Genomic DNA, 24,623 nt, shown 5'->3' with positions numbered 1-24,623 from the left:
CTCAGCGATCCGGCGGGCGACATCCAGGTGAACTAATTCAACCGGGTTTACTTGACCAAATTTTGAGCTTTTTCACCAAAATCAGGATCCAACCAGTCGACCAGCTCACCCGTGGGGTTGCCGTCGTTGTCGACCGCCCCGATCCAGATCGCCCCGCCGCCGAGCCCGAGCCAGTGATCGACGAGGATCGGGTACGCCTGTATGGGAGAGGCACCGGGGCCGAGGTATACCACCAGATCGTCCGGTCCCACGTTCTTGTCGGAGCCTCTGCGGACCTTCGCCGCGTCCAGGTTGAAATGCTCACCCTGCTGTCCCGTCGGCCGCAGCCACAGAATCTTCTCCGCGGTCCAGTTCCGCTCGCGCACGTCCCCGCGCTCGACGTCCACGCTGGGGTCCTGTTCCTCCACCCGAATACCCAGCGCCGCCAGGTCGGCCGGCTTGATCTCGCTGCCTCCGAGGATGACGATCTTCTCGGGCGGGTACCGGCGAGCGAACGTAAGGACGTCCGTGGCAGCCACGCCGGGCCCCACGGCCAGAACCCTGGCGTCGGTGTTGGACGGCAGGGCGACGATGTCGCCCGCCGGCTCGGCCGGATCGTCCACACCCAGCCGCAGCCACGCCGCCTCGCCCTGCCCGTTCGGGTACACACCGAGCCTGGTGCCGGCCGGAACGCCGGCGACCTTGTCGAGTGCCGGGGGCATCGCGCCCTTGTGCTTGGCCCGCGCGGCGAACTGCTCACGCCAGCCGAGCATGCGGCGTCTGGTGATCTCCCGCAAGGTCAGCGAGATCATGACGCCCTTGTCGATGTGCAGCGCGTTCCGGGTCGGATCGCCCGGAATCCAGTACCGGGCGTCCACCGCGTAGACGACCCGCACATCGTCGTGGAGGCGCCGGTGGCCCGCGAAGTTCTGCGCACCGTCGAGCTCGGATCGCTCCCTGCCCGCGGTGAGCGACGACGGGGGCAGCATGGGGCCGACGACGGGCACGCCGGAGTTGAACTCCGGACCGACCTGCCCGCTGACGCTCTCGCTCGTGCTGGTGCTCTGGCCCTTCGGAATGTTGTCAACGGTCTCCACGGAGGCGTCCTCCGCGTTGACGGCGAGCGGCTGCCCGTACAGCGCGGCCTGCAGGCCGAGGGTTTCCAGGCCGACCGGCGCGAAGAAGTCGCCGCGCAGGCCACGATCCTTCAGCATGGTCTGGAATCCCGACCAGTTGCCGGTCAGCACGGCCGCCGCCAGGACGTTGAACCGCAACTGGCGGAGCATCGCGATCTGCTCGTCCGACGCTCCGTCCTCGCGGAACTCCCGGAAGATCGCTCCGTCGTGCGTAGAGTCCGACTGGTCCTGCCCTGGCAGGGCCGCCTCGATGATGGGCATCGCACCCCCAACGCGCCACAAATGCTCGCCCGGCTTGTCGTGGATATCCGACGCCTGCGGGTTGAGGGAGTCGGACCGGTGCGCCCTACCAAAGGTGGGCAGCATCGCGGCGATCGTGTCGGGCAGGTTGACCATCCACTTCGGCAGCGTGGCGCGCAGCGGCGCTCCGCGGACCGGTTCGGTGCCGAGGCGGACGCTGTGGCCGCCGCTGGGCCAGATCACGGTCACCTCGACGGTGAACTCGGGGGTGAAGTCGAGTTCATGCGCCTTGCTCTCGACGTCCGGCCAGGCCGTCGTTTCCTTGGCGACCCAGCGGAGGTGACCTTCCGTCTTCTGGTCGGTGCGCATGGTCTCCAGCGTCGTGCCGACCGTGCCACCTCCCGACAGGGCGGCGTCGGGCATGGTGTCGCCCGAGTTCCCGGTCGGGTTCGCGGTTCCGCTTCGCTGCTTGGCCGAGATCTTCGATGTGCTCTGCTCGGTGAAGACCATCTGGTACAGACCGACGGAAGTTCCGGGCGGGGCCGGACGCTCGTCCGTCACGTCGGGCTTCGCCCGGATGGTCACCGTCACCGCCTTCGCACCGATGTTGCGGACCCGCGCGTCGCTCTTGGCGAAGAACGTGCGTTTGGCGCCGACCACGGCCTCGCCGAACCGGCCGCCCAGGTTCTCCAACAGATCCTTCGCCGCGTCGTGGACCAGTCCGTGCATCTGCGAGCCACCGGGCGACGAAACGAACTGGTCGGCCAGCCTGGTCGCCACCTGCTCGGGCGTGGGTGGGTTCTCGCTCGCCGGAGACGGCAGCTGGCTCGCCGGGACGGGCCGGACGATGGTGTTGACCGGCATCGTGCTCAGCAGCGCGGTCATCCCGGGGGGCGGCGCCGTGGAATTCGAATCCGGCACCACCGTGCCGTGCGCTTTCAGGGTCGCCGTGGAATCCGGATCCGGCGCCACCGTGTCGTGCGCCTTCGGGGTCGCCGTGGGTTTCGGGTCCGGCGCCACCGTGTCGTGCGCCTTCGGGGTCGCCGTGGGTTTCGGGTCCGGCGCCACCGTGTCGTGCGCCTTCGGGGTTGTGGCCGTGGAGCGGGTGGACGTCAGCCGCCGCGCCTCGCTCTCCGGCATCAGCAGCAGGACCCAGTGCGAGTCCGCGACGTCTACCGTGGTGGTCTTCTCATCCGCGTCACCGATAGTCAGGTTTCCGTCGACGCTGCACTGGAGCTTCGCGGCCACGAGGCTGAACGGTCCCTCGTTGCGCTGGACCGCCCCCTCCATCATGAGGAGCGTGTCACCCGTGCCCCTTCCCCAGCTCCAGACGGAGCTCGCGATCTTTGAGGCAAGGGCCCTGGTTGACCCCGCCCCGGCGCGCACGGCGACGTGCAGGGCCTTGACGTCGGTCGAGGAAGCCGCGAGGGACACCAGGTTCAACGGCATGTCCGACAGCTGGTCCCCGCTCAGGTTGGGCACCAGCACTTTCGGCTCGGTGAGCCACGCGTACGCCTTGACCTTGCCCACCATGTTCTTCACCCCGGGTGCCAGCACCTTCAGGTCGACGCCACCGAACAGGGGGATGGCGTTGCCGTTGGACCCGTCGGACGGCCGGCTGAGGTGGGCGGCGAGCGCGTCCGGGCTGAGCTGGGCGAGCACACTCCCGATGTTCTCGATCACCGCGGAAACCTCGGCGGTGTAAGCGGTGTAGCGGGGCCCGGTGGAACCCTCGACGGGTTCGACACCCACGATGCCGACGGTGCCGTACGTGGGCCACAGCGGGGCCATCAGATGGTCCAGACCGCCTTCCGGCGGCAGGAGCTTGCCGTTCGGCGTCACCTGTGGCGGCGGTACCGCCTTCGACAAGCGGGCGCTGAGCGCGACCTCCAGCGCGTGCCGCCAGGCGTTGAGGGCACGGGGCGCGCGCAGCACCCCGGCGATTCCGTAGCGAACGTCGCTCAGATCGAGAACGTTGTCCGGGGGGCTCGCCGTCGGCATCCGCAGCGTGACTTTCGGATCCAGCTCGGGCGCCCGTCCGTCCGGCCAGACGTTGTCCAGGTTGTCCAGGAAGGACACCCGCGCGCCGTTCTTGATCTTGGCGATCTCCACGTGGTGGGTGCTCATCCGCTCGAACACCGGGACGAACGGCGCGAGCACCAACGGCGGCCGCCGGAAGGGCTCCACCCGGAGCGTCCACGTCGCGTCTGCGATGCCGATTCGCCGATCCCTCGCGGACTCGATGAGCTTGCCATTGACCTCGCCCGTGCTGACCTGCTCTGCAGCGGTCCACGCCCGGGACCCCCGGATGTCGAACCCGGCGGTGGCGGCGAAGCCACCGAACCTCGCCAGGAACCTGAACAGGCCCCCGGCGTTGAATCCGCGTCCCCGCGAACGGCCGTCGGTGTCCTTCGCGGTGCTGAAGGTGATGTGCTCGAACGAGTTCACGTTGTTGGCCAGGTCTCCTGGGATCCTGGCGTCCTTGCCGTCCACCGTTTCGATCCGGCGCACGTTGTCGATGATCGGTTCGATGACCACATCGGTGTGCTGGTTCATGACCCACATCGAGAACTTGTTTCTCAGGTGCACCGGCCGGTACGTCACGTTCTGCCAGGATTCGTTCAGCGCCTTGCTGAGCCTGACCAGGTTCTCCTCACGCCTACGGCTCCGCTTTCCCGCGACGGGCAGCAGGTCGGGATCGAGCTTGCTGATCTCGGCCACGTACCTGTCCACCAGGTCCGGAGTGACCTCCAGGCTGTGGATCCCCGCCAGCGGCGGGAGCCCGCGGCCGTCCTCGGCGACAACCTTCTCGACGCTGGTGTCGAGCTGGTCGATGTCGGTGGCTTCCACCGCCACCCACAGCCACATCGGCTCCCCACCGAGGTCCTCCTTGTCCCCCGCCGGTTCCCCGTTGACGAACGTTCTGCCGGAGAGGAAGACCGGGACGGCGTACACGCCCGGCGTTCGCACGCGGGTCTTCAGCAGGGTGTCCAGCGTGTAGCCCAACGATCTGCCCCGGGATGTCGCGGCCGAGGTGTCGAGGCCACCGGTGGCCTGCGGAGTGGCGGTGAGCTGCAGGCCATTGCCGAGGCCCCAGCCGAAGTTCCAGCCGACCCGCCCGGTCCAGTTCAGCCATCGTCGCTTCGCCGTGACGTCGCTGGTGGTCCGCCCCGCACGGCGCCCGACCTCGGCCCGCGGCTTGCTCCCCGTGTAAGTGCCGGTCCGCTCGCTGACGAGGATGGGTTCGCCGAGCTCGCCGTAGAGTTCGAACCGCCCGACGACCGCGTCCGACGGCGCCACCACGCCACCGTCCGCGTGCTCGCCCCGGGTGCTGCTGACCAGCGGACCGATGCGGTAGCCACCCTTGAGAATGTCGTCGATGTTCTGGGCGAGCTGGCCGGCGCTGAGGGCGTCCAGCAGCTGCTCGCGAGCCGTGCCGCCGACCTTGCCCAGTCCGGCCGCCCTGTCCCGTTCGAGCTTCCTGAAGACGCGGTCGGGCAGGTCGCTCGGCACCTGACCCAGCCACCTCTGCGCCGTTTCGGGCAGGCGTGGTGCCCGCACGCCCGTGCTTCGGCGAGGCTTCGTGAAGTCCACGGCGGCCGCCGAATCGCGCGTCGCGTCGTCCAGGGCCACGGTGATGCTCTGGTCCAGGACCTCGGTGATCACGTCGGGCTGCGCCTGGCCACGCCGGCGGATCTCGATCCGAAGACGGCTCAGCCCGACGTCGTACGGCGTGGTCGACGACGAGGCCAGCTCCTCGGTACGGCGGTGGACGGTCGAGGTCGTGACGGACTCGGTGGTGGTCTCGCCGTAGTTCACCGTGACGCCGCCCACGGGGCCATTGGGCATCGTGCCCTGCACGCCGACACCCGTGGTCCAGGACTTGGTGGCCTCCTGCGTGTTCGCGTCGGTGTGGACGTCGCGGTTCACGTTCATGTCGAACGTCGGTTGGTCGGCGGGGGCAGGGTTCGGCGGGGCCGGCGCCACGGAGCCGGACCGCTCCAGGTGCACGGTGACCTCGACCGCGTTCGCGTGCCGGCCAATGGTGAACCGAATGCCCGAGCCGTTGACCAGCTTGTGCAACTGGCTGAACCGCCCAGGACGCGCGGACAACCCGCCCAGGTGCTGCCGCACGGCCCTGCTGATCACCCCGGACCACCCGACGATCCTCGGCGGCCACTTCGCGGCCCTGCCCTTCAGCAGCCGCTTGACCTTCTCCTGCAGTTCCGCGCCGCCTCCGTAGCCGGTGATCTCGCTCAGCGGCCCGCCGATGGCGCCCGGCACACTGAGGAAGTTGCGCACGTTCTGCTCATCCTGAGCAGGGTCCCGAGCGGGCGGGGGGCCGGACGGGGCGAGCGTCGCGGCGTTGCTGGGGACGGAGTCGTCCCCGCTGGGGCCGCTACGGCTGGGACCCGCCGAACCGGGGGCGAAGGTGCGGTTGGTGCCGACAAGGGTGGAGGCATTGCTGAGGAAGGAGTCGTCCCCGCTGGGGCCGCTACGGCTGGGACCCGCCGAACCGGGGACCGAGGTGGGGACGGTGCCGACAAGGGTGGAGGCGTTGCTGCGGACGGAGTTGTTCCCGCTGAGGCCGCTGCCGCTGGAGACCCCCGTCGGAGCCGGGGCTTTCCACGCCGTCACGGCCAGGGCGACGGGATCGGGCCCCCACAGGTAGTCCGAACCCAGGTCCTCGGTCGTGCCGTCCAGGTGGACCAGCATCCACGTGCCCGTCGACGGCAACTTCGGCTTGAGCTTCCCGTCGGGACTCTTGATCACCTCGGACGAGATGGCCAGGTAGCCGGCCTTCAGCCCGGTCGGGTTGGACTCGTCGTCACGCTTCTGCGTGAAGGCGGCCTTGGTCGCATAGAGCACCTCTCGTCCCAGGATGTCCTTCACGAACAGGTGAAGCTGCTGAGCCGTCTCGAAGTCGAGCCCTTCCGTGAGGCAGTCGATCAGGTCGACCCGGCCAGCCGGGAGATCCTTGAGCACCCGTGCCAGCACGTGCGCGAACTGAATCAGGTTCAGCACGAAGACGGCGCCATTGGGTGCGGTCACCTCGATCACGCCCGACATTCCGTGCGCCACGATCTTCCAGCGGCCTTCACCCCGGTGCTGCGGGCTCAGCTCGAGAACCTTCGTGAAGTCGTCGAAGTCGTCGGCGTCGTGCTCCTGGCTCGGGAAGTGCACGGTCCGCAGGTCGAGATCGACCTGCGCGGCACTGGCCAGCCACTCGGCCAAACCCTTGGACAGCGGGGTGTTGTGGCGGAAGAGCTCCACCCTGGTCCCCGGGGGCAGCCCCTCCCGGTTGGCCTTCGCGGTTTTGCGAATCGGCGGGATCCACGGTTCGGCCAGGTCAAGAACCTCACCGAGGCCGTTGATGACCCCAGCGAGGGAGTTGAACAGCTCGCGCGACACCGATCCAGTCCGCCTCGTGTCATCGAGGAGTCGAACGAAGTCGTCGCTGATGGTCGGCCAGGCCCGCCGCCCGCGTTCCATGGTGCCGATCAGCCGTTCGGCCCGCACCAGCATCTTGACGCGTTTCGACATCGGCAACGGTCTGTAGTCGGCGTCCACCGGGACGCGTGTGACATTCAGGTACCGGCTGACCACTCGGTCGGCGTCGGCCAGAAGCGCTCGCCATTTCTGGACAGATTCGGGGCCTCCGACCCAGTCGGGGGCATTCACCTCCGCATCCACGCTGGCGATCGTCGCCTGCACCTCGTTGAGTGCCTGCGGCAGATCCGCGGTCGAGGCAAGCGGGCCGTGCTCCTCGAATGTGGCCAGCATTCCGGCCAGCCCGGGAGTGGTGTCGAGCCGGCCCACGAGCTCCTTCACCTGCCGCTCGAACCCTGCCAGCGACTCCGGCGAACCCATCCATTTCCCACGCAGCTCGTCGCGCAGCTCAAGCAGGTGGGTGCGGACCCGGAGAAGGCCGCCTTTCCCTTCGATAAGCTCGTAAATACTCGGCGCGACAGCGCTCTTGACCTTGGCGGCGAAGTCGGCGTCAGCATCTTCCGGGTTGCGACCCCTGGCCAACCCCAGGAGCTCGACCACACTCGACAGATCCTCGTCGTAAACGCGCGCCAGCCGGCCAGCGAACCTCTCCTTTCTTGCCGCCTGGTCCAATTCGTCAAGCGCTGTCCAAGCGACATCGAGCAGGTCGACTTCGTCGGTGTCCAGGAAGTACTCCCCGTCATCGCCCCTCGGGTTCCGGGCCATGAGCTCGGCGCGCGCCAGATCGAACTTGCCGGAATACCCCGCGAGTGCCGCCAAGCGGATGGCGGTATCCGTCAGCAGCCTCGCCCGGTGTGCCACCGTGGCTTTCAGTCCGGCTTCCGGCGGCCGCGCGGCCAGGGCATTGTCGATCCTGGCTCCGAGATCGGTGAACGTCTTGGCGAGCGATGCCAGCACCTGCGGCTGGAACGTGGTACTCGTCGCCACCTCTTTCGCATCGAACCGCAGTATCTGCGCTTTCCCTGTGCTGCCGGCCGGCACGAAACCGCCATTCACGAGGTATGCGCCAAGCGCCTTGAAGGGCATATCGACCAGCGTCGACCTCTGTGCTTTCCTAGCGGTCTTCAGCTGCGCGGAAAAGTGCCGCTGGGATTCCTCCGCCGGCACCGGGACGGGAGGGGCCAGAACTGTGACGGGAACGGTCAGAACCTTGGCGAACTCGGCGAGCTGCTGGTCGACGTCGCTCGACGGCTCGCCGTGGACAATCAGGGTCACGCGCTCGACCCGGACGCCCAGCTCTTGCAGCTTGTCGTCCACCATCCAGGCGAGGTTCGCCCCGTCGAGCGGATATGTCGCACCGGTGATGCCACTAACGCCCAGCGTGCCGTCGGCGGCGCGCCTGACTTCCACCAGAGCCCCGCGTTTCACGGGCGGCCTCCAATTGATACCCGTCGCCTTCTGGTGGAACCAGGCCGGTTCCTGCTCAGTATCGGGCAGGAAGGAGAGCAGGACTGCCCGCGTTCTGGACTCGTACACGGTGGCGCGTGTGGACGCGGCGATGTCGGCCAGCTCGGCGGGGCTGGGCAACCCCTCATCGAATCGCGAGTCCACGGTCTCGCGGTCCACAAGGGCCAGGAGCACGTGCGCGTCGTTCATCATCGCCTCGACCGCCGCGATCGCATTGTCGCGGTCATCGCCGGTCAGGGGACCGTCGCCCGAACGCAGCTCATCCGCGAGGTACCACACCCGGAGGAGCGTGGCCGTCGCCCGGTCCCGGAGGTCGTTCACCGTGTCGGCGTGCCCGGTGGACGGCCCGGTCGACCGATATTCGGCCAGCGCGTCCTGAAGGGTCGTGAGGGCCTTATTCAGGGCGTAGAGCCGCTGGCGGACGACGGTCGCCTCCGCCGCTCCGAGTCCGAGTCCGAGCAGGTCGTCGCTGGTCACCTGCGCGATGTGGGTGGTCGCCGGCAGCCCCTGCGGGTAGAACTCGACGCTGCTGACCGTAGCCAGCTTCGGGGCGAACGACACGGTGGCACGTTGCTTGCGCAGCAGCGCCAGCAACGACACCGTCGGCTGGACACCACGGAAGACGTAGTGTCCGGCGCCGTCTTCTGCCAGTGCTCTGGCGGCCTTGGTGAAAGCGACGATCCGGGACCACTCCGCCTTGCTCTCGGCGGGCAGCGGGACGCTGATCGGTCCGATGATCGCGCTCACGGTACCGACGGCGGCGTCGAACTCCGGGACCGGGACATTGATGTCCTCCAGCAGCCGGCCCCACCTCCGCGTCACGTCCGCCTTCCATTCCTCCTTCCAGTCCACGAGCTGACCGGCCCGCTTGCGGAGGCTGTCCGGCCAGTCACGGAACGCGCTCTTGCCGATGCGGTTGACGATCGAGTTGTTCCTGGCGTTGATCGTCGGCGACGCCGCCTTGATCGCCTTGACCTCGGCCGCCAGCAGCAGCCCGATGTCCTTACCGAGTTGGCGGTCGAACTCCGCCGCCGCCAGGACGAACCCATGAGCGGATGCCACGTGCGCAGCGTGCCGCAGACGCCCCGACACGCTGGTCAGCAACGGCAACAGGGCGCGGCGGGGGTCCTCCGGAGGGAGGACGCGCAACAGGGCGGTGTGTCCCCTGACCGCGATCCAGATCGGCCGCACCGTCTCGCCGAGATTCTTCAGCTCCGTGGCCAGGTCCTCCAAGTGGCCAGCCCTTGTCGCAAGGTCGTCCGAGGAGGTGTGCTGCCCAAGGAGCTCGCGGAGCGTCGCCAGATGAGCGTTGGCCTGGCCTTCCCACTTCGTCCCATCGGTCTCCTGGAGCGTCGCCAGCTCCGACTCCGCCACCACGTTGCTGGTGACCCACGTGGCGATGTGCCGGCCGGCCCACCGCACATCCCGCAGTCGCGCCGTGACGGTGTCGAGGAGGGTCCCGAGGGTGTCGAGCAGCAACCCCACCTTGCGCGATTCCGGTGAGGTGTCCGCCGAGCTCAACTGCGCCAGGACCATAACCCGGACCAGTCCCAGGTTCCGCAACAGGAAGCCCGCCGGGGACAGCTGCTCGTGCAACAGCGTCGCCTCGTCCGCCAGTTGCGTACCGTCCCCCAGCGCCGTTCTCAATTGCTGCTGAACGTCTTTCAGGACATTCTGGAAAGTCCCGAGCTCGTCGCTGATCGCCTGCAGGCTTGACTCGATCAGCTTCAGTTGGGGCGCATCGAGGCCCGCCAGGTCCTTCATTTGTTCGCCCAGCTCGCTGCTGAGCTGCTCGGGAACGGAGAGCTGCTCGATCCATTCGCGCACGTCCTTGACCAGGTTCGGCTTGGGGTCCGAGCCGAGTTCGTCCGGGTGCGCACCGAGTTCCGTGGGCCTGGCGGCCTGGAGCCCCGTCCGCACGGCGTCAACGGCTTCCTGGAAACGGGACAACCAGAGCCCGTTCTCCTCCGCGACCCCCGTCCAGAGTTCGAGCACGCGCTGCTCGAACCGGTTCAGCAGCTCCAGCAACCCGTTGGCGTCGCGGATCAGGCCGTTCCGCGCCAGAGCATCGGCGTCGGCCGCCGAGAGCGCCTCCGCGCCCTCGGCGTTGCCGCCCTGTGCGGCGTGTTTCGCGGCCAGCCCGAACAGCCGGAGCAACGCATAGGCCCCGCTGATGCCGCCGGTGAACCCGGTGCCGAGGTCTCTCTCCACCCCGAGGACCAGAGTGAGGATCCCGGTGAGCTCGTCCCGGACCTCCACCACATCGGGCGCAAGCTCGCCGGCATCCGACAACGCGCTCAGGTAGCTCAACAGCCAGTCGACGTTCGTCTGCGCTTCGGCAATCGTGGCCTCCGCCTGGCGCCACTCCGCCGCGAGGGACTCGACGTCGTTTCCTGGTGTCGTATCCCCCTTGGGCGCCCCCAGGAGCTCCCTGACGCGGATGGTCAGGTCGTCCGGTAACTTGGCGACCTGCTCACCGAGTCGACGAAGATCCGCCATCGCCTCGGTCAGTTGCTGGCCCACGTCCGACGGCGGCGCCTCGCCCTCGGCCGGCGCGGGGTCCGGTTCCGGCAGCGTGGACGTCGAACCGGTCCCCTGCGGCGGGTCGCCCATGTGGACGGCGGTGAGCGGTTCGGTGATCGCGGTCAGTACCTCGGCCAACTGGGGGCCGACGGCCGACCACCGCTCAACGGTCCGCATGCTCAGGTCCGGCTCCGCCCGCCGAACCACCGATCCGCCCATCGGCGGCACCGATTCCGGCTTGAGCTTGCCGTCCGGAGTGAACCGCAACTCAACGGAATGCGGAATCCAGCTCACCGAGTCCGAATCCGTGCCGGGCTCCTGCAACGGCACCAGGTACAGCGCCACGGTGGACCCGGTCACCGGGACCCGCCACGACTGGGCGGCATGCTGGATCAGGATGCCGTCCGGTTCCACGTTGTCCGATGCACAGGTGACCAGGTCGATCTCGGCATCCACGGGAAAGTTCGGCAACTCCTGGAGGAACTGCCGGATCTGGCGCACCGTGCTCGACCGCAGCAACCCATCCGCACCCGGCACCACCACCAACACCGAGTTCGCCGGCCTTCCCTTCCGCGCGACCAACGCGTCGAAGACGGCCTCCTGCTCCGGCGTCACCCCCAGATAGACGCCGTAACCACCGTTGTGGTTGACGACCTTGATCTTGGGTCCGGGGCCTTCCCGGTTCACCAGGCCGAGCAGCTCATCCAGCACGCTCTCGCTGAGATCACCTGCCAGCATCTCCGCCACCGGCGACCACCGATCGTCAATCGTCAGCGGCTCCTCCAAATCCGCCGCCCTGGCCACCAGCGAATCAACACTGTCCCCCGAAACAACCCCCACCCGATCAACCACACCCAGCAGACCCCGGACGAATGTCGCGCTCGCGGCCATGCCAGCGGCGACAAAACGAACCTGCCGCTGAACACGCGCGATGTCCGCGATCAACTCGTCGACCGCCCGCCGCGCCGCACCGGACAGCCCCGCCTGGTCGGCCCGATAGCGCAGCAGACCGACCTTCGCTTTGAGCGACCAGCCGACCTCCTGCCAGGCAAGGAAAGCCTCGTCCATCGCATCGGGCCTGGCCTTGAGGAAGTCGTATTCGTCCTGTCTGGCGGTGCGGAGGAACTGGGCGAGCTGGGCGACCACGTCGATATCGCCGGCAGTCGGGGCCAGCGCCGAAACCAGGTTCCGCACGTCCTTCAGCGGTTGCCCCCGCCACCACTCCAGGAACTCGACGAACTCGGGCGAGCTCGCGTGCTCGCGGCGCAGCACCCGGTCGAACCGCTGCACCCCGATGTCGAGCAACGACCCCAGGGCGTAGGTCTGTCCCGCCTCGACCACGGCCTTCCCGGCCGACACGACACCGGCCAGCGCTTCGTGGGCCTCGTCGTCGAGCGACGTTCGGTTCCGCTCGACGAACCCGGCGAGCACGCCGACCTCGGTCGTCAGCTCGGCGAGCCCGGAGATCAGCGCGTCGTTCGGCGACGAATCCGGGTCCCGCAACCGCTCCCGCACCCTCGCGGTGCGGAACGCGATCAGCTCCACCGCCCGGTGGGCACCGCTTAGCCGGTCGGAACCGAGGGACTCGACGCCCAGGACCGCGGTGTCGAGCGCGCCCAGCGCCGCGGCGAGCTGATCATTGCCGGGCAGTGGCAGGTCCTCCGACAGCTCCACCGCCGCCAGGTCCACCTGGTGCGGCCGCTCCGGCAGCTGCCACAGCGGCGGCCGTATCGATGGCTCGTGGTCGTCGCGGCGGGTGAGCGGCATGTCCCACGCCTGCCACAGCGCCTTCACCGCGGACGCCACCTTGAGGAGCGCGTCGACGTGAACCGGAGCGAAGCCGATCCAGGCGTCCGGTGCCTCACCGCCCCACTGGGCCATGCGCGTCAGGTAGTGCCGCTGCTCTACCTCACTCCGAACCGTGTCGAGCACCGCGACCAACGTCTCGGCCTCAGCAGCCATCTGCTTGATGAGGTTCTTGGCGGTCGCGTTTTCCGTCGACGCCATCCCGGACAGTTGCCCATAGAGGGTGCCGATCTGCTGGAGGGGCGCTGTCGCCTTGGCGAGCTCGTCCACCAACGGCGACTGATCCGACGCCGACCCGGCGACGGTGGCCGCCAGGGCGTCCTTCGTGCGAAACGCTTCGTTGATGATCCCCCGCAGCACGCCATTGGCGTGCTCACTCGTGGTGGGTTCCGGCCGGAACAGGGAACCGTGGTGGGCCTGGCCCAACCAGGAGACCTCGTGAACGAGGGCTCGAACGTGATCGGCCTGTGGGTTGCCGACGGTCAGACGTCCCGCCTCGGTTTCGAGTCCACTGAGCGCGTTCACCAGGTTCACGGCGGGCTGTGCCAACCACTCCTGCACCAGTGCCGAGTTCAGCTTCCACGCGTACGAGTCGAGGCCGTGGGCCAGATACCTCGCCGCGTGGCTCGTCGTCTGGTACGGGATTCCCAGCTGCATGACGGTCTGATCACCCGGCGACGCGTGGTAGAGCTGGCGGAGGGCGTGGCCGAGCTCGTCGAGTTTCGCGGCCAGGGCCTGGGCCAGGTCCGGGACGAACCGAACCTCGATCCCGACGTGCCCGGGGGGCAGGCCGGGCCAGGGAACCTCGACGGCGACCCCTGCCTTGGCGAGATGTGGCAGGTAGATGTGCGGTATCGGGCCGGCGTAGCGGAACACGAGACCGCCCTGGCGCAACAACGGGGTCCGCCGTACCGCCGGAACCAGACTGGCGAGCGCCGCCCCGACGTGAGTGGCCGGAACGACCGCTGATCTCGGCGTGTTCAGCGCGGTGAGCGTGTAGGGCAGTGCCGTACCCGCCTGGCGGATCTCGGTGAGCAGCCCGGCGACGTAGTTTTGGTAGAGCGGCACCAGCAGCGGGTCCTCCGCTTCGGCGATGGGACGCAGCGCCGCGACCGCCCGCTTTTCGGTCTCCTCCAGCGTCTTCACCAGGGTGGCGACGTCCGGCGGCACACCGGTCAGTCCACTGGTCAGGATCACATGCTGCGCCAACGCGACATTTCCGCCCGCCTGGACGAGGTCACGCGCGAGGCGAAGCAGTCTGTCGACCCATGCCAGCTCAACCCGCGCGCTCGCGAGCGCCGCGGCGGGCCAGTGGGCGACCCGTACCCCCGCCGCGGGCAGCACCGGATCCTCGGGCGTGAACGCCATGACCGGGGGCGGGACAGTGGTGGACTGCGTCGCCGGCTCGCCGCGCAGCGCGGAAACACGCTCCCGGTAGGAGTCCACTCTCGACTGGTCCAGCTCGGTGAGCGGCCGTTCGAGGCGATCCAGCGTCTGCCGCTCAAGCATGTCGAGAGTGCCCGGCAGCATCGTCCGCACGGCCTCGGCCACCACGCCGCCGGCCTGATCCGCGACGCTCACGATCTGCTCGACCGCCGCCAACTCGGCCTGGGCACCATCAATCGTCCCGTGCGCCGACGGGTCCGACCCGGATGACTCCGAGAGCTTTCGCGCCAGCGCCGTGCTGCTGGCCGCCATCGCCTGCCGCGAGCCCGCGACCTGGTCCAGGTGAAGCGCCAGCCGCAGTTGGTCGAGCGTGTTCTTGCCGACCAGGGGGGTCAACCCGCCTAGCGACCGCCGATGGACCGCATCCAGCGCGGCCAGCACGATGTCGACCACCGCGCTGGCCGCCATCAACCCCGGGACGTCATCGGCGCGGGCAGCATCGGCCAGCTGCTGCGCGAACCCCGCCACCATGTCAGCGGCCGCCAACTCGGCCTTTGCCCGCTCCAGCTCCGGGGTGAACTCGGCGTCCGACTGCGCGTTCCAGGGCTCCGGATCACGGCTGAAGTCCTCCCCGGCCTGCGGCTCCCAGACCGCCACCGGGTGGGACGCCGAGGACCGCGCCGAAGCGACGAACGCCTCTCCCAGCGTCCGCACGCCGGCGATCAACTCCAGCACCCGAACCGACCCCGGATCGGGGACGCCAAGCTCACTCAGCCGGTGTTCCAGTTCGCCGGCCGCCGCAAGCACCCGGGTCCTGGCCCACCGTGTGTCCGGCTTGTGGTCGTGCGCGGCCAGCACGGCGGCAAGCCGCATCGTCGCGATGAACACCGCCTGCTGCCGCCCGGCCAACTCGGCCAGTGCCTGCGCCACGGCCGGGTCGGGGTCGGGCGACGACCTCCGCAGGTGAGCAATGCTCGCGCCGAGCTCATGGAGCCGATACGCGGCCCGCTTGGCCAGACCGCCGACGAACTGGACCTCGACCCGGACCTTCCCGCTGACCAGACCCTCCTGAGGAGCGACATCGAGGACCGCCCCCAGCCCCGCAAGCCACTCCCGGTCCTCCTGGTCCAGCAGGGCGCTCCCACTGACCGTGATCACCCAACCGTTCCCCGGCCGCACGGCATGCCCCCCGGACAGCAGACCGGCGAGCACCAGCCGAAACTGGGCCGGCGACACCGGCACCGACACCGGCCTGGCCAGTCGGACATCGGTCAGCGCCCGCTCCACGGCATCGGGCGCCCGCTCGATCCGGTCCCGCAGCGGGGTGAAGGATTCCCCGAAGCCGGTCAACCAGATCGTCAAAGGATCATCAGGGTTAGCGGCATTACCAGGGTTGGCGGCGGCACTACCAGGATCAGAGGCATCAGAAGATTCATCGTCAGAAGACTCGTTGAGCAGGTACCGGAACAGGTCGGGCATCGACGCCTCGATCTCGGCCAGCCTCCGGTTCAGCTCGTTGACATTCCTGGGCAGTTGCGCGCCGACCAGGCCACTTTCCACGAACCGCTGCGCCCGGATCGGCTCGGCCGTCTCCGCAAGGTCCAGCAGCTGGTTGAAACGGCCCAGCTCCGCATAGACGGCCTCCAGCTTGGCAAGGATGGGTACACCCGGTCCGGTCAGGGACGCGACCAGAGCCCGGCCCGCCACCATCACCTCATCGACCAGCGCCAGGACCTCATCGACCGCCTCGGTCGGCGAGACACCGAAACGGCCCTCGAACACCTCGCGCGGCACCCGCAACCAGTCCGCCTGGTCGAGCAGCTCATCGAGGTCGTTCACGAGGTCATCGGCGGTGGAGCGCCGCTCCTTCTGCGTCCCGCTGTGCGCGGCCAGCCTCATCATCGTGTCGAACACCTGTCGCTGCTGCTCGCGCATCGAGGTCAGGTGCGCCGCCCCATCGGCGCCGACCAGGGCAGCAAGTTCGGCGAGGCGGTCGCCGAGCTGGCCGAGCCGCTTCGCGCCCAACACGACCGGGTCCGGGACGAACCGGACCACGACCCGGATCGGCCCAGGAACGGGACTGTCACCGGTCACGACGTACCCGAGCCCCGCCAGGAACTCGTCATCCTCCAGGCTCAACGGGCCACCATGAACCTCGAGCACGAAGCCGCCACCGCCGCGCGGCCGGGTCAACCCGGCCAGCACCGACCGCACGGTTTCGTCCTGCTCCACCCGCACCGAGAGGGGTTGCCGCAGCCAGGCAAGCACATCCGCCACCGCACCGGTGCCGGCCGTGATCGCCGCACCCAGGCCGGCGACCTCCGCCTGGAACGCCGCCACCAGCGACGGATCCACCGGCCCCGCCCGCCCCAACCGGTGGAGCGTGTCCCGCTCCAGCCCGGTCAACCACTGCCGCAACTCCGTGTCGTTGCCGGGTAGCGATTCCTGGAACAGCCCACTGCCGACGAGCGCCCGCGCCCGGTCCGCCCCGGCCGTTCCGACCTGACTCGCCAGCGTCACCAGTTGCTGTACGCGATCCAGCTCGCCGAACGCACGCTCGAACTCGGTGGCGACATCCCCGGGCCCCGCCTCCCCATCGGAGATCAACCGGAGCACCGACGCCACCTGGGCTTCACCCAGCGTCACCACTTCCCCCGCCAGCGCCACGGCCGCGTACGCCGCGGTGGCGCCGGCGGTGGCCCTGGTCGTGAGCAGGGCCCGGTGCAACCCAGCCGACGCCGCACGCAACCCGGCCAGCTGGCGCCCCAACGCCTCGACGGCCTCGCGCACCTCGTCCCGAGCCCGCGGCGAGACCGGCTGCCCACCGTGCACGGTCCGCAACTCGAGCACGCGCTCCAGCGCCTGGAACACCGCGAGCCGCGCGGTCGCCAGGGCGGCCACGGCGCGATGGCCGGGCGCCGGATCGCTGAGTGTCTCGAGGTGCAGGCGGAGCGAGTCGAGCTGGCCCTGGAAGGCAGCCAACGGTGCCGCGATCTCCACGTGGACCCGGATCTCACCGGGCGCGAGCTGACCGGTGGTCGGGACGTCCCGGACGGCTCCCAGCCGCTTCAGCCGCCGCCGCTGCTCCAGGCTCAACTCGGCACCGCTCACCTCGAGAAGGAGAGCGGCCTCCGCACCCGGTCCCGGAAGCAGCCTGCCAAGTGCCACCAAAACCGCATCGGGCTTCCCGGTCACCACCATCGGCTCGTTCAGCGCGGCGAGCGCCAGATCCAGGGCGGCGCCGTCACGGGCGATGTTCTGCTGCAGTTCGGTGACGGTGTCCCGGAAGGCCACCAGCAACGACCTGTCCACGGACCCGCTGCCCGCCCGCCGATCCACCTCCTGCTGGAGCCCGTTCAGCGCACCGGCCAACTCGACGTGGCTGTTGATGCCGCTGAGCATCTTCGCGCCCCACAAACCGCTCGCGTGCAGTAGCTGCTTCCGCATCGCCTCGGTCTCGGCCTTCGCGGAGTTCGCCACCTCCATCAGCCGCTCAATGGTCTCCAGGCGGAGATACGCGTCGCCGAGCTCGGCGGCCGACATCCTCCCGAGCTCGGCACGCGAAGACGATGCATAGGCATAAGCCGTCGCGACCATTTCCTCGGCCAGCCGTGCGGCCGCGCTTCCGAGCGGATCGCCGGCAAGCAGGTTCCGTGCACCGTTGTGCAGGTCCCGCGCCCGTTCCTCGAGCACCGTGGTGATCTCGTGCAGGCGCGCCGCATCCGCTGCGGAGATCCGCTGCTCACGGTGGCGCGCCAGATCATCGGCCAGCCGCTCCGCCTGGGTCGCCATCCGGTCAAGCAAGCTCTTCAGCTGCACAGCGGAATAGGCGTCCGGTGCTTCCGCAAGCAGCGTGTCCAGGGAATCGCCGAACTGGCCGGACTCCGCCCTGAGCTTGGCCACAACGTCCGGAACGACCTCGATTCTCGCGCGGCGGGGCCGGTCGGCGCGATCATCGGGAATCGTGTCCACGGTCCCGTGGGGCGTCAGCATCGCCCCGCCGTCTCCCGGTTGCCCGACCCGGAACATCAGGGCGCTGCCCGTGGTCAGCGAGTGGTGCTTGGGAACGGTGCGGCCGAGCACCTGCGCCGGGTCGGCCCCGGCCGGGATGTCGATGTCCAGCGGTCCGCGCAGCTCGGCCAGCACCTGCGGCAGCGCGGACCGGCCGGTCAACCGCTCCCTCAGCGACCGCACACGCGACTGGAAGCCACGCGGCGGGTTGTCACCCCGCCGCCGCTCGATCGCGTCCAGCAGACCCAGCACCTCGTCCGTCGTCGTTTCCGGCACCGCACCAAGCAAACCGCTCGCGGCGACCAGCGCCGTCCGCTTCGCCGGATCCGGCTCCTGTTGGTAGTCCCGCGTCAGGTCCGCCAGGAGGCGAAGACGACGCAGCTCGGTCTCGTCGTGGCGCTTGCCGCCCAGATCACCGATGACCGGATTGGTGCCCACCGTGGACGCGGTGGCGTGTTGCGGGTCGTCGCCCATGTGGATGGCGGTGAGCGGTTCCGTGATCGGTACGGTGCTCGCGGCCAGTACCTCGGCCAGCAGGGGGCCGACGGCCGACCACCGCTCAACGGTATCCGTGCTCAGGTCCGGCTCCGCCCGTTGGACCACCGGCTCGCCCACCGGCGGCACCGATTCCGGCTTGAGTTTGCCGTCCGATGTGAACCGCAACTCAACAGAATGCGGAACCACACTCACCAGGTCCGGCTCCGTGCCGGACTGCTTCAACGGCACCAGGTACAGCGCCACGGTGGACCCGGCCACCGGGACCCGCCATGAGTAGGCGGCATGCCGGATCAGCGCACCCAGCGGGGTCACCTTGTCCGAGACGCAGCTGACCAGGTGGATCTCGGCGTCCGCCGGAAAGCCCGGCAACTTCAGGAGGAACTGCCGGAGCTGGCGAAGCGTGCGCTGCCGGCCCCCGAACCGCGGCCAACCGTTCGCGCCGGGCACCAGGACCAGGACCGCGTTCGCCGGCACCAACTGCCGTGCGACCAGCGCGTCGAACGCCTTCTCCTGCTCCCGCGTCTCCCCGAGATAGACGCCGTAGCCGCCCTGGACGCCGTCCCGGTTGTGGCTGACGACCTTGATCTTGCGCCCGGGGCCCTCCCGGTTCACCTGGCTGAGCAGCTCCTCCAGCACGCTCTCGCTAAGATCACCCGCCAGCATCTCCGCCACCGACGACCACCGATGGCCAATCTCCGGCGCTCCCTCCGCCTTTGCGGCCTTGGCCACCAGCGAGCCGAGGGTGGTCAGGTTACCCACACCGACCGTTGTGGCGACCTCCAGCAGACTGCGGACGAAGCCCGCACCCGCGGCCATGTCGTCGGCGACGAACTGAACCTGCCGCTGAACACGCGCGATGTCCGCGATCAGCTCGTCGGCGGCCTTGCGCACCGCACCGGTCAGCCCCGCCTCCCCGGCCCTGGAACGCAGCAGCTCGACCGTCGCCTCGAGCGACCGAGCGGCCGACAGCCAGGAAGCGGACACCTCCAACATGGCGGCGGGCCGGACCATCAGGGCCGCGTATGCCTCCGGCGTCGGGTATCTGAGGTATGCGGCCAACTGAGCGACCAACTCGATGTCGCCGGCTCTGGTGGGGACCAGCGTCGAAACCAGTTCCCGCGCCGCGTCGAGCGGTCCCACCCGCCACCACCGCATGAACTCGAGGAACTCGGGCGAACCTTCGTGCTGGCGGCGCAGCGTCCGACCGAACCGCTGGACCCCGGCATCGAGCAGCGACTCCAGGACGACCGTCTGTCCCGCCTTGACCACGTCCGTCCCCGCCGCCACGACGGCGCGCAGCGGTTCCCGAACCTGCTGACCGAACCCAAGATCACGCCGCTCGAGGTGCTCGGCGAGCACACCCACCGCGGTCCCCAACTCGTCGAGTCCGGAGATCAGCGCATCGCGCGGCGGCGAGCCCGGAACCCACAACCCCTGCCGCAGCTTCATGGTGAGGACACCGATCAGCTCCACCGTCTGGCCGGCACCGAGAAGCCGGTCACCATCGATGGACCTGGCCGTCTGGACCGCGGAGTCGAGCTCAGTCAGCAGTTGGGCGAGCCCATCATGGCTTCGCATCACCAGATCCTCGGCCGAGTCGGCCAGGTCCGCCTGGTGGGGGCGCTCGCTCGCCGGCGCCGGGACGGATGGCACCGACGTCGCTTCGGTCCCGGCGGGAAGTGCACCGGCGGACCGCGTCGCCAGCTTCTGGCTCAGCTCCGATACGCGTTCCCGGTAGGCGTTCTCGAGCCTCGACCGCTCCCGGCGCTCCTGCTCGGTGACTGGCAACGCAAAGCCGGCCAGGCGGCCCTCCGTCCACTGTTCGATCTCCGCGAGCGTGCCCGACAACTCCCGCAGCACGACGCCGGCCGGCCGGCTGCCGACCACATCCGCGATGCTCAGCAACTGCGCGACCCCCGCCAGCTCGGCATCGGCACGCCCAAGCACCTCGTCCACCGGCTGGTCCAGCCTGGACGACCTCGCCAGCTTCTCCGTCAGCCTCGCGCCGTGGGCTTCCAGCTTCTGCCGCAGCTTGGCGACACGGTCCATGCTGTAATCCAGCTCCAGCTGGTTGCGCCTGTTCCTCCCGACCAGCGGCACCATCGGGCCGAGGGTCCGCTGCCTGACCTCACCCAGCACCTTCAGCGCGACATCGACCACGACGCCGGCAGCGATCATCCCCCGAACATCGCCGGAGCTCGGTGCCCGCACGAACAGATCCACAAGCCGCACGAAACCGGAACCGGCCGCCAACTCGGGCCGTGCCCGCTCCGACGCCGACGTGAACTCCGCGTTCGACGGCTCGTCCCACGGCTGCTCGGCAGCCGACTCGCGCGCGGCGGCGACCTGGGCCTGCCCCAGCGTCACCACCTGGCCGACCAGCTCCAGCACCCGATCCAACCCGGGACCGCTGATGCCGCTCTTCCGGATCTCCCGCAACCAGCTCGCCGATTCGTGAATTTCACGGAGTTCACGGAGCCGGTGTTCCAGATCGCCGGCCGCCTTACGCACCCGTGCGCTGGAACGCTCCGAGCCCGGTCCGCCGTCGTGCTCGGCCAGCTCCGCGGCCAGCCTCATCACCGAGGTGAACACCGCCTGGTGCGACCCGGCCAGCACCCGCACAGCGGGCTCGGACGACGTGGCCAGCAGGCGGGCGATGCCCGCGCCGAGTTGGTTGAGCTTCTCGGTGCCGCGCTCGGCCACGCCCGCGACGAGCTCGATTTCGGCATGGACGCGGTCGCCGGGCAGACCATCGTGGGCTGCGGCGTCGACGACCGCCCCCAGCCGCTCCAACTGCGCCCGGACGGTCTCGTCCAGCGGGCCGCCACCGACCCTGAACACCCAGCCGCTCCCGGGCCGCACCGGCTGCCCCTCCGACACCACCTCGGCGATCGCCGACAGATCGTCCGGCGACACCGTCACCGACAGCGACCTGACCGACCCGACCTCCGCGAGCGCCCGCGCCACCGCCTCGGGCGCGGCGTCGATCCTCCTGCGCAGTCCGTCGACCGCATCCTGGAAAACGCCCACACGCTCCGTGACCTGGGCATGGCGGGCATCCCGCCGCGGCACAGGTTCGCCGAACCTGGACATGAACAGCGCGGGCATCGCCTTCCTGAGCTTGTCCAGCCTGCGGCGCAGCCCGTTGAGCGTCCCCGGCAACTGCGCGCCGAGCAGGCGACTCCGCGCCTGTTCCCCATCGCCCGCCTCCGCCAGCTCCAGCAGCCGGTGAATGCGGTTCAACTCCGCCTGGACGGCCCCAAGCCCGACACCGGCGTGCTCTCCCGGTTGGGTCACCGACGCGATGAGAGCCCAGCCCGCCACCGCCGCGTCGTCGACCAGCGCCAGGACCTCACCGACCACCTCGGCCGGCTCCACACCGAAACGCGTCCTGAACTCGGTGGGAGGCACCCGCAAGTGGTTCGTCGCGGTCCGCAGCCCATTCAGTGCGGCCCGCAGGTCATTGACGGCGTCGCGCCGCTGCGCCGGCGTCCCGCGGGACGAAGCCAGCTTCATCATCGCGTCGAACGCCCACCACTGCCGCTTGCCCAGCACGGTCGCCAGGTCCCCGCCATGGGCACCGAGGCGCGCGGTGAGTTCGCCCAGGCGAGCGCCGAGCTGATCGAGCCGCTTCGCCCCGAGCGCGACCGGAGCCGGAACGAACCGAACCACCACCTGACCCGGACCGAAAGCCGGATCGTCGGCGAACAGGACTTTCCCGTATCCTTCGAGGAACTTCACATCCTCCGGGCTCAGTTCGCCCCGGCGGACCTCGAAAACGAAACCGGCGCCGTCGCGAGGCCGGTTCAGCCCCGCGAACACCGACCGCACGCCCCCCGGCGGCACCGGCACCGCGAAAGACCGCCGCAACCGGGCGAGCACATCCGTCACCGCACCTGTGCTGGCGTCGATCTCCGCACGCAGTTGGGCGACGTCAGCCTGGAAGGCCGCCACCAACGACGGATCCACCGATCCGGCCATACCCGACCGATAAAGCGTGGTCTGTTCCACCCCGGTCAACATCCGCCGCAGTTCCGTGCCATTGCCGGGCAACCACGCCTGGAACAACTCGCTGCCGAGCAGCAACCTCGCCCGGTCCGCCCCGAGCGCGCCGACCTGCCGCGCCACCGTCAGAAGATGCCGAATACGGCCCAGTTCACGATAGGCGGGCCCAAAGGCGGAAACGACATTCCCACCCACCGGCTGCCCATCGGAAAGGAACCGGTGCTGGAACGCGACGTAGGCATCGCCCACCATCGCCGTTTCCTCGGCCATCGCCACGGTCCTGGACGCCGCGTCGAAGCCGTCGCTGGTCGTGAGAAGAGCCTGGCTCAACCCGGTCGACGCCTCGCGCAACGCCACCAGCGTGCGCCCCAGCGCCTCGACGGCTCCGCGCACCTCGTCCCGGGCCTGCCGCGAAGCCGGCTTCTTACCATGCAGGGTCTGCAGATCGAACAGCCGCTCCATCGCCCGGAACACCGCGAGACGCCGATCCGCCAATGCCGCCACCGCGGGATGGTCGGGTATCCCACGGCGCAGGCTCTCAACGCTGTCGGCGAGCGAATGGAGCCGTTCATAGAATTCACCGACCGGAGCCACGATGGACCGCACACGCACCCGGATCTGACCAGGCTCCACCTGATCGGCATCCTGGACGTCACGGACGGCCCCCAACCACGACAGCTGTTCACGCAGGTCCCAGCTCAGCTCGTCACCGCTCGTCTCGAGAACGAGAGCGGCCTCCTCGCCCGGTTCCGGAATCACCCCGGCAAGCTCCGACATCAGGTCATCCGGCGCCGCGGTCACCACGATCGGCTCATTCAGGGCGGCAAGAGTCAGGTTCACAACTCGGCTGTTGCCGGCCGCACTGGTGCCCGCCGCACTGCTGCTGTCCTCACTGCTGCTGTCGTCGGTGACCTCCGTGGCGTCGTCGATCCTCGATCGCAGTTGTTCGACGTAGGTCCGGAAGGCCGCTACCAACGACGGATCCACCGAAGCGGCACCGCGGCCAGTCAGCCGAAGCGTCTCCGATTCGAGCCGATCCAGCACATTCGCCAGATCATCGGCATTGTCGACACCGACAAGCAGTTTCGCGCCCAGCAAACCGCTGCCGGCCAGCACCTCTTTCTTGGCCGACTCGGTCTCGGCCCGCGCGAACTCAGGCGCCACGTCCAGCAGGCGCTCAATAGTGCGCAAATCGCGATAAGCTTGTTCGAAATCGGCGGCGGACATCCTCAAGAACCCTTGGATCGAGGACTGTGCGTAGTAGGTTCCCGCCAGCTCGATCAATTCCCCGACCTGTCCAACAAGTTCTTCCACCATTCCCGGGGCCGGGTGGGTGCGAGAATGGAATCGCAGGGCCGAAGAGTTCTCCCGCACTGGCTGGAGCCGCGCGGCGAATGCTTCGCGCGCATGCCACATGTGCCCCAACTCCTCATGGGATGCCCTCTTCCCACGGCGCTGCGACAACACACCGGCGTACCGCTCCGCTTCGGTCGCCATTAGTCGAAGCGATTCCTCCAGCGCATCAAGGAATGGAAAGCCCGGACCCAGCCCCTGGATACGACTAATGAGCGCTTCAGACTTCTCCTTGAGTTTCTTGACCGCGTCCGGAACGATCTCGATTCTCATGACGAGCGGACCGTCGACGGGGTCTCCGAGCGAGGAGACAGGAACACCGCTCCGAATCAACATGGTGCTTCCGCTCAGCAGCGAACGGTGCCAGGGAAGAATTTCGCGAAGCACCCGGGCCGGGATCTCACCGGCGTCGATGGTCAGGCTCCGCAGCGGCGGGGCCAACTCGGCCAGCACCTGCGGCAGGCTGGTGAGGCCGGCAAACCGCGTCCGCAGCGAGTCCACGCGGGCGAGGAGATCGCGCGACGCGTTGTCACCCCGCCACAGCTCGATCGCGTCCAGCAGGTCAACCAGCTGCTGCTGTGTCGTCGTTGCCGGTAGCGCACCGAGCAGACCACTCCTGGCGACCAGCGCCGTCCGCTTCGCCCCGTCCGGTTCCTTGTCGTAGTCCCGCGCCAGGTCCGCCAGGAGGCGAAGACGATGCAGCGCGTCCTCGACGTCGAGCTCGCCGCCCAGTTCGTCGATCATCGGATTGGGGTCGCGCCCCCATTC

At 69.0% G+C, this 24,623-nt stretch carries 1 protein-coding gene (running past one end of the window); it reads right to left on the bottom strand.

All coding sequences use genetic code 11. The features are described 5' to 3' along the window. Nucleotides 1–47 precede the first annotated feature (47 nt). Nucleotides 48–24,623, bottom strand: the 3' portion of a protein-coding gene (locus tag VGR06_RS39440) for a hypothetical protein (RefSeq protein ID WP_327564348.1). 13,314 nt of this gene lie beyond the right edge of the window; the window shows 24,576 of its 37,890 coding nt (coding positions 13,315–37,890); its start codon lies off the right edge, out of view; it ends in the stop codon at nt 48–50.

The sequence above is a fragment of the Actinophytocola sp. genome (assembly GCF_036002505.1).
Taxonomy (GTDB): domain Bacteria; phylum Actinomycetota; class Actinomycetes; order Mycobacteriales; family Pseudonocardiaceae; genus DASYTH01.
The sequence above is the reverse complement of the archived record's forward strand: the minus strand, read 5'-3'. Positions and strand labels throughout refer to the sequence as shown.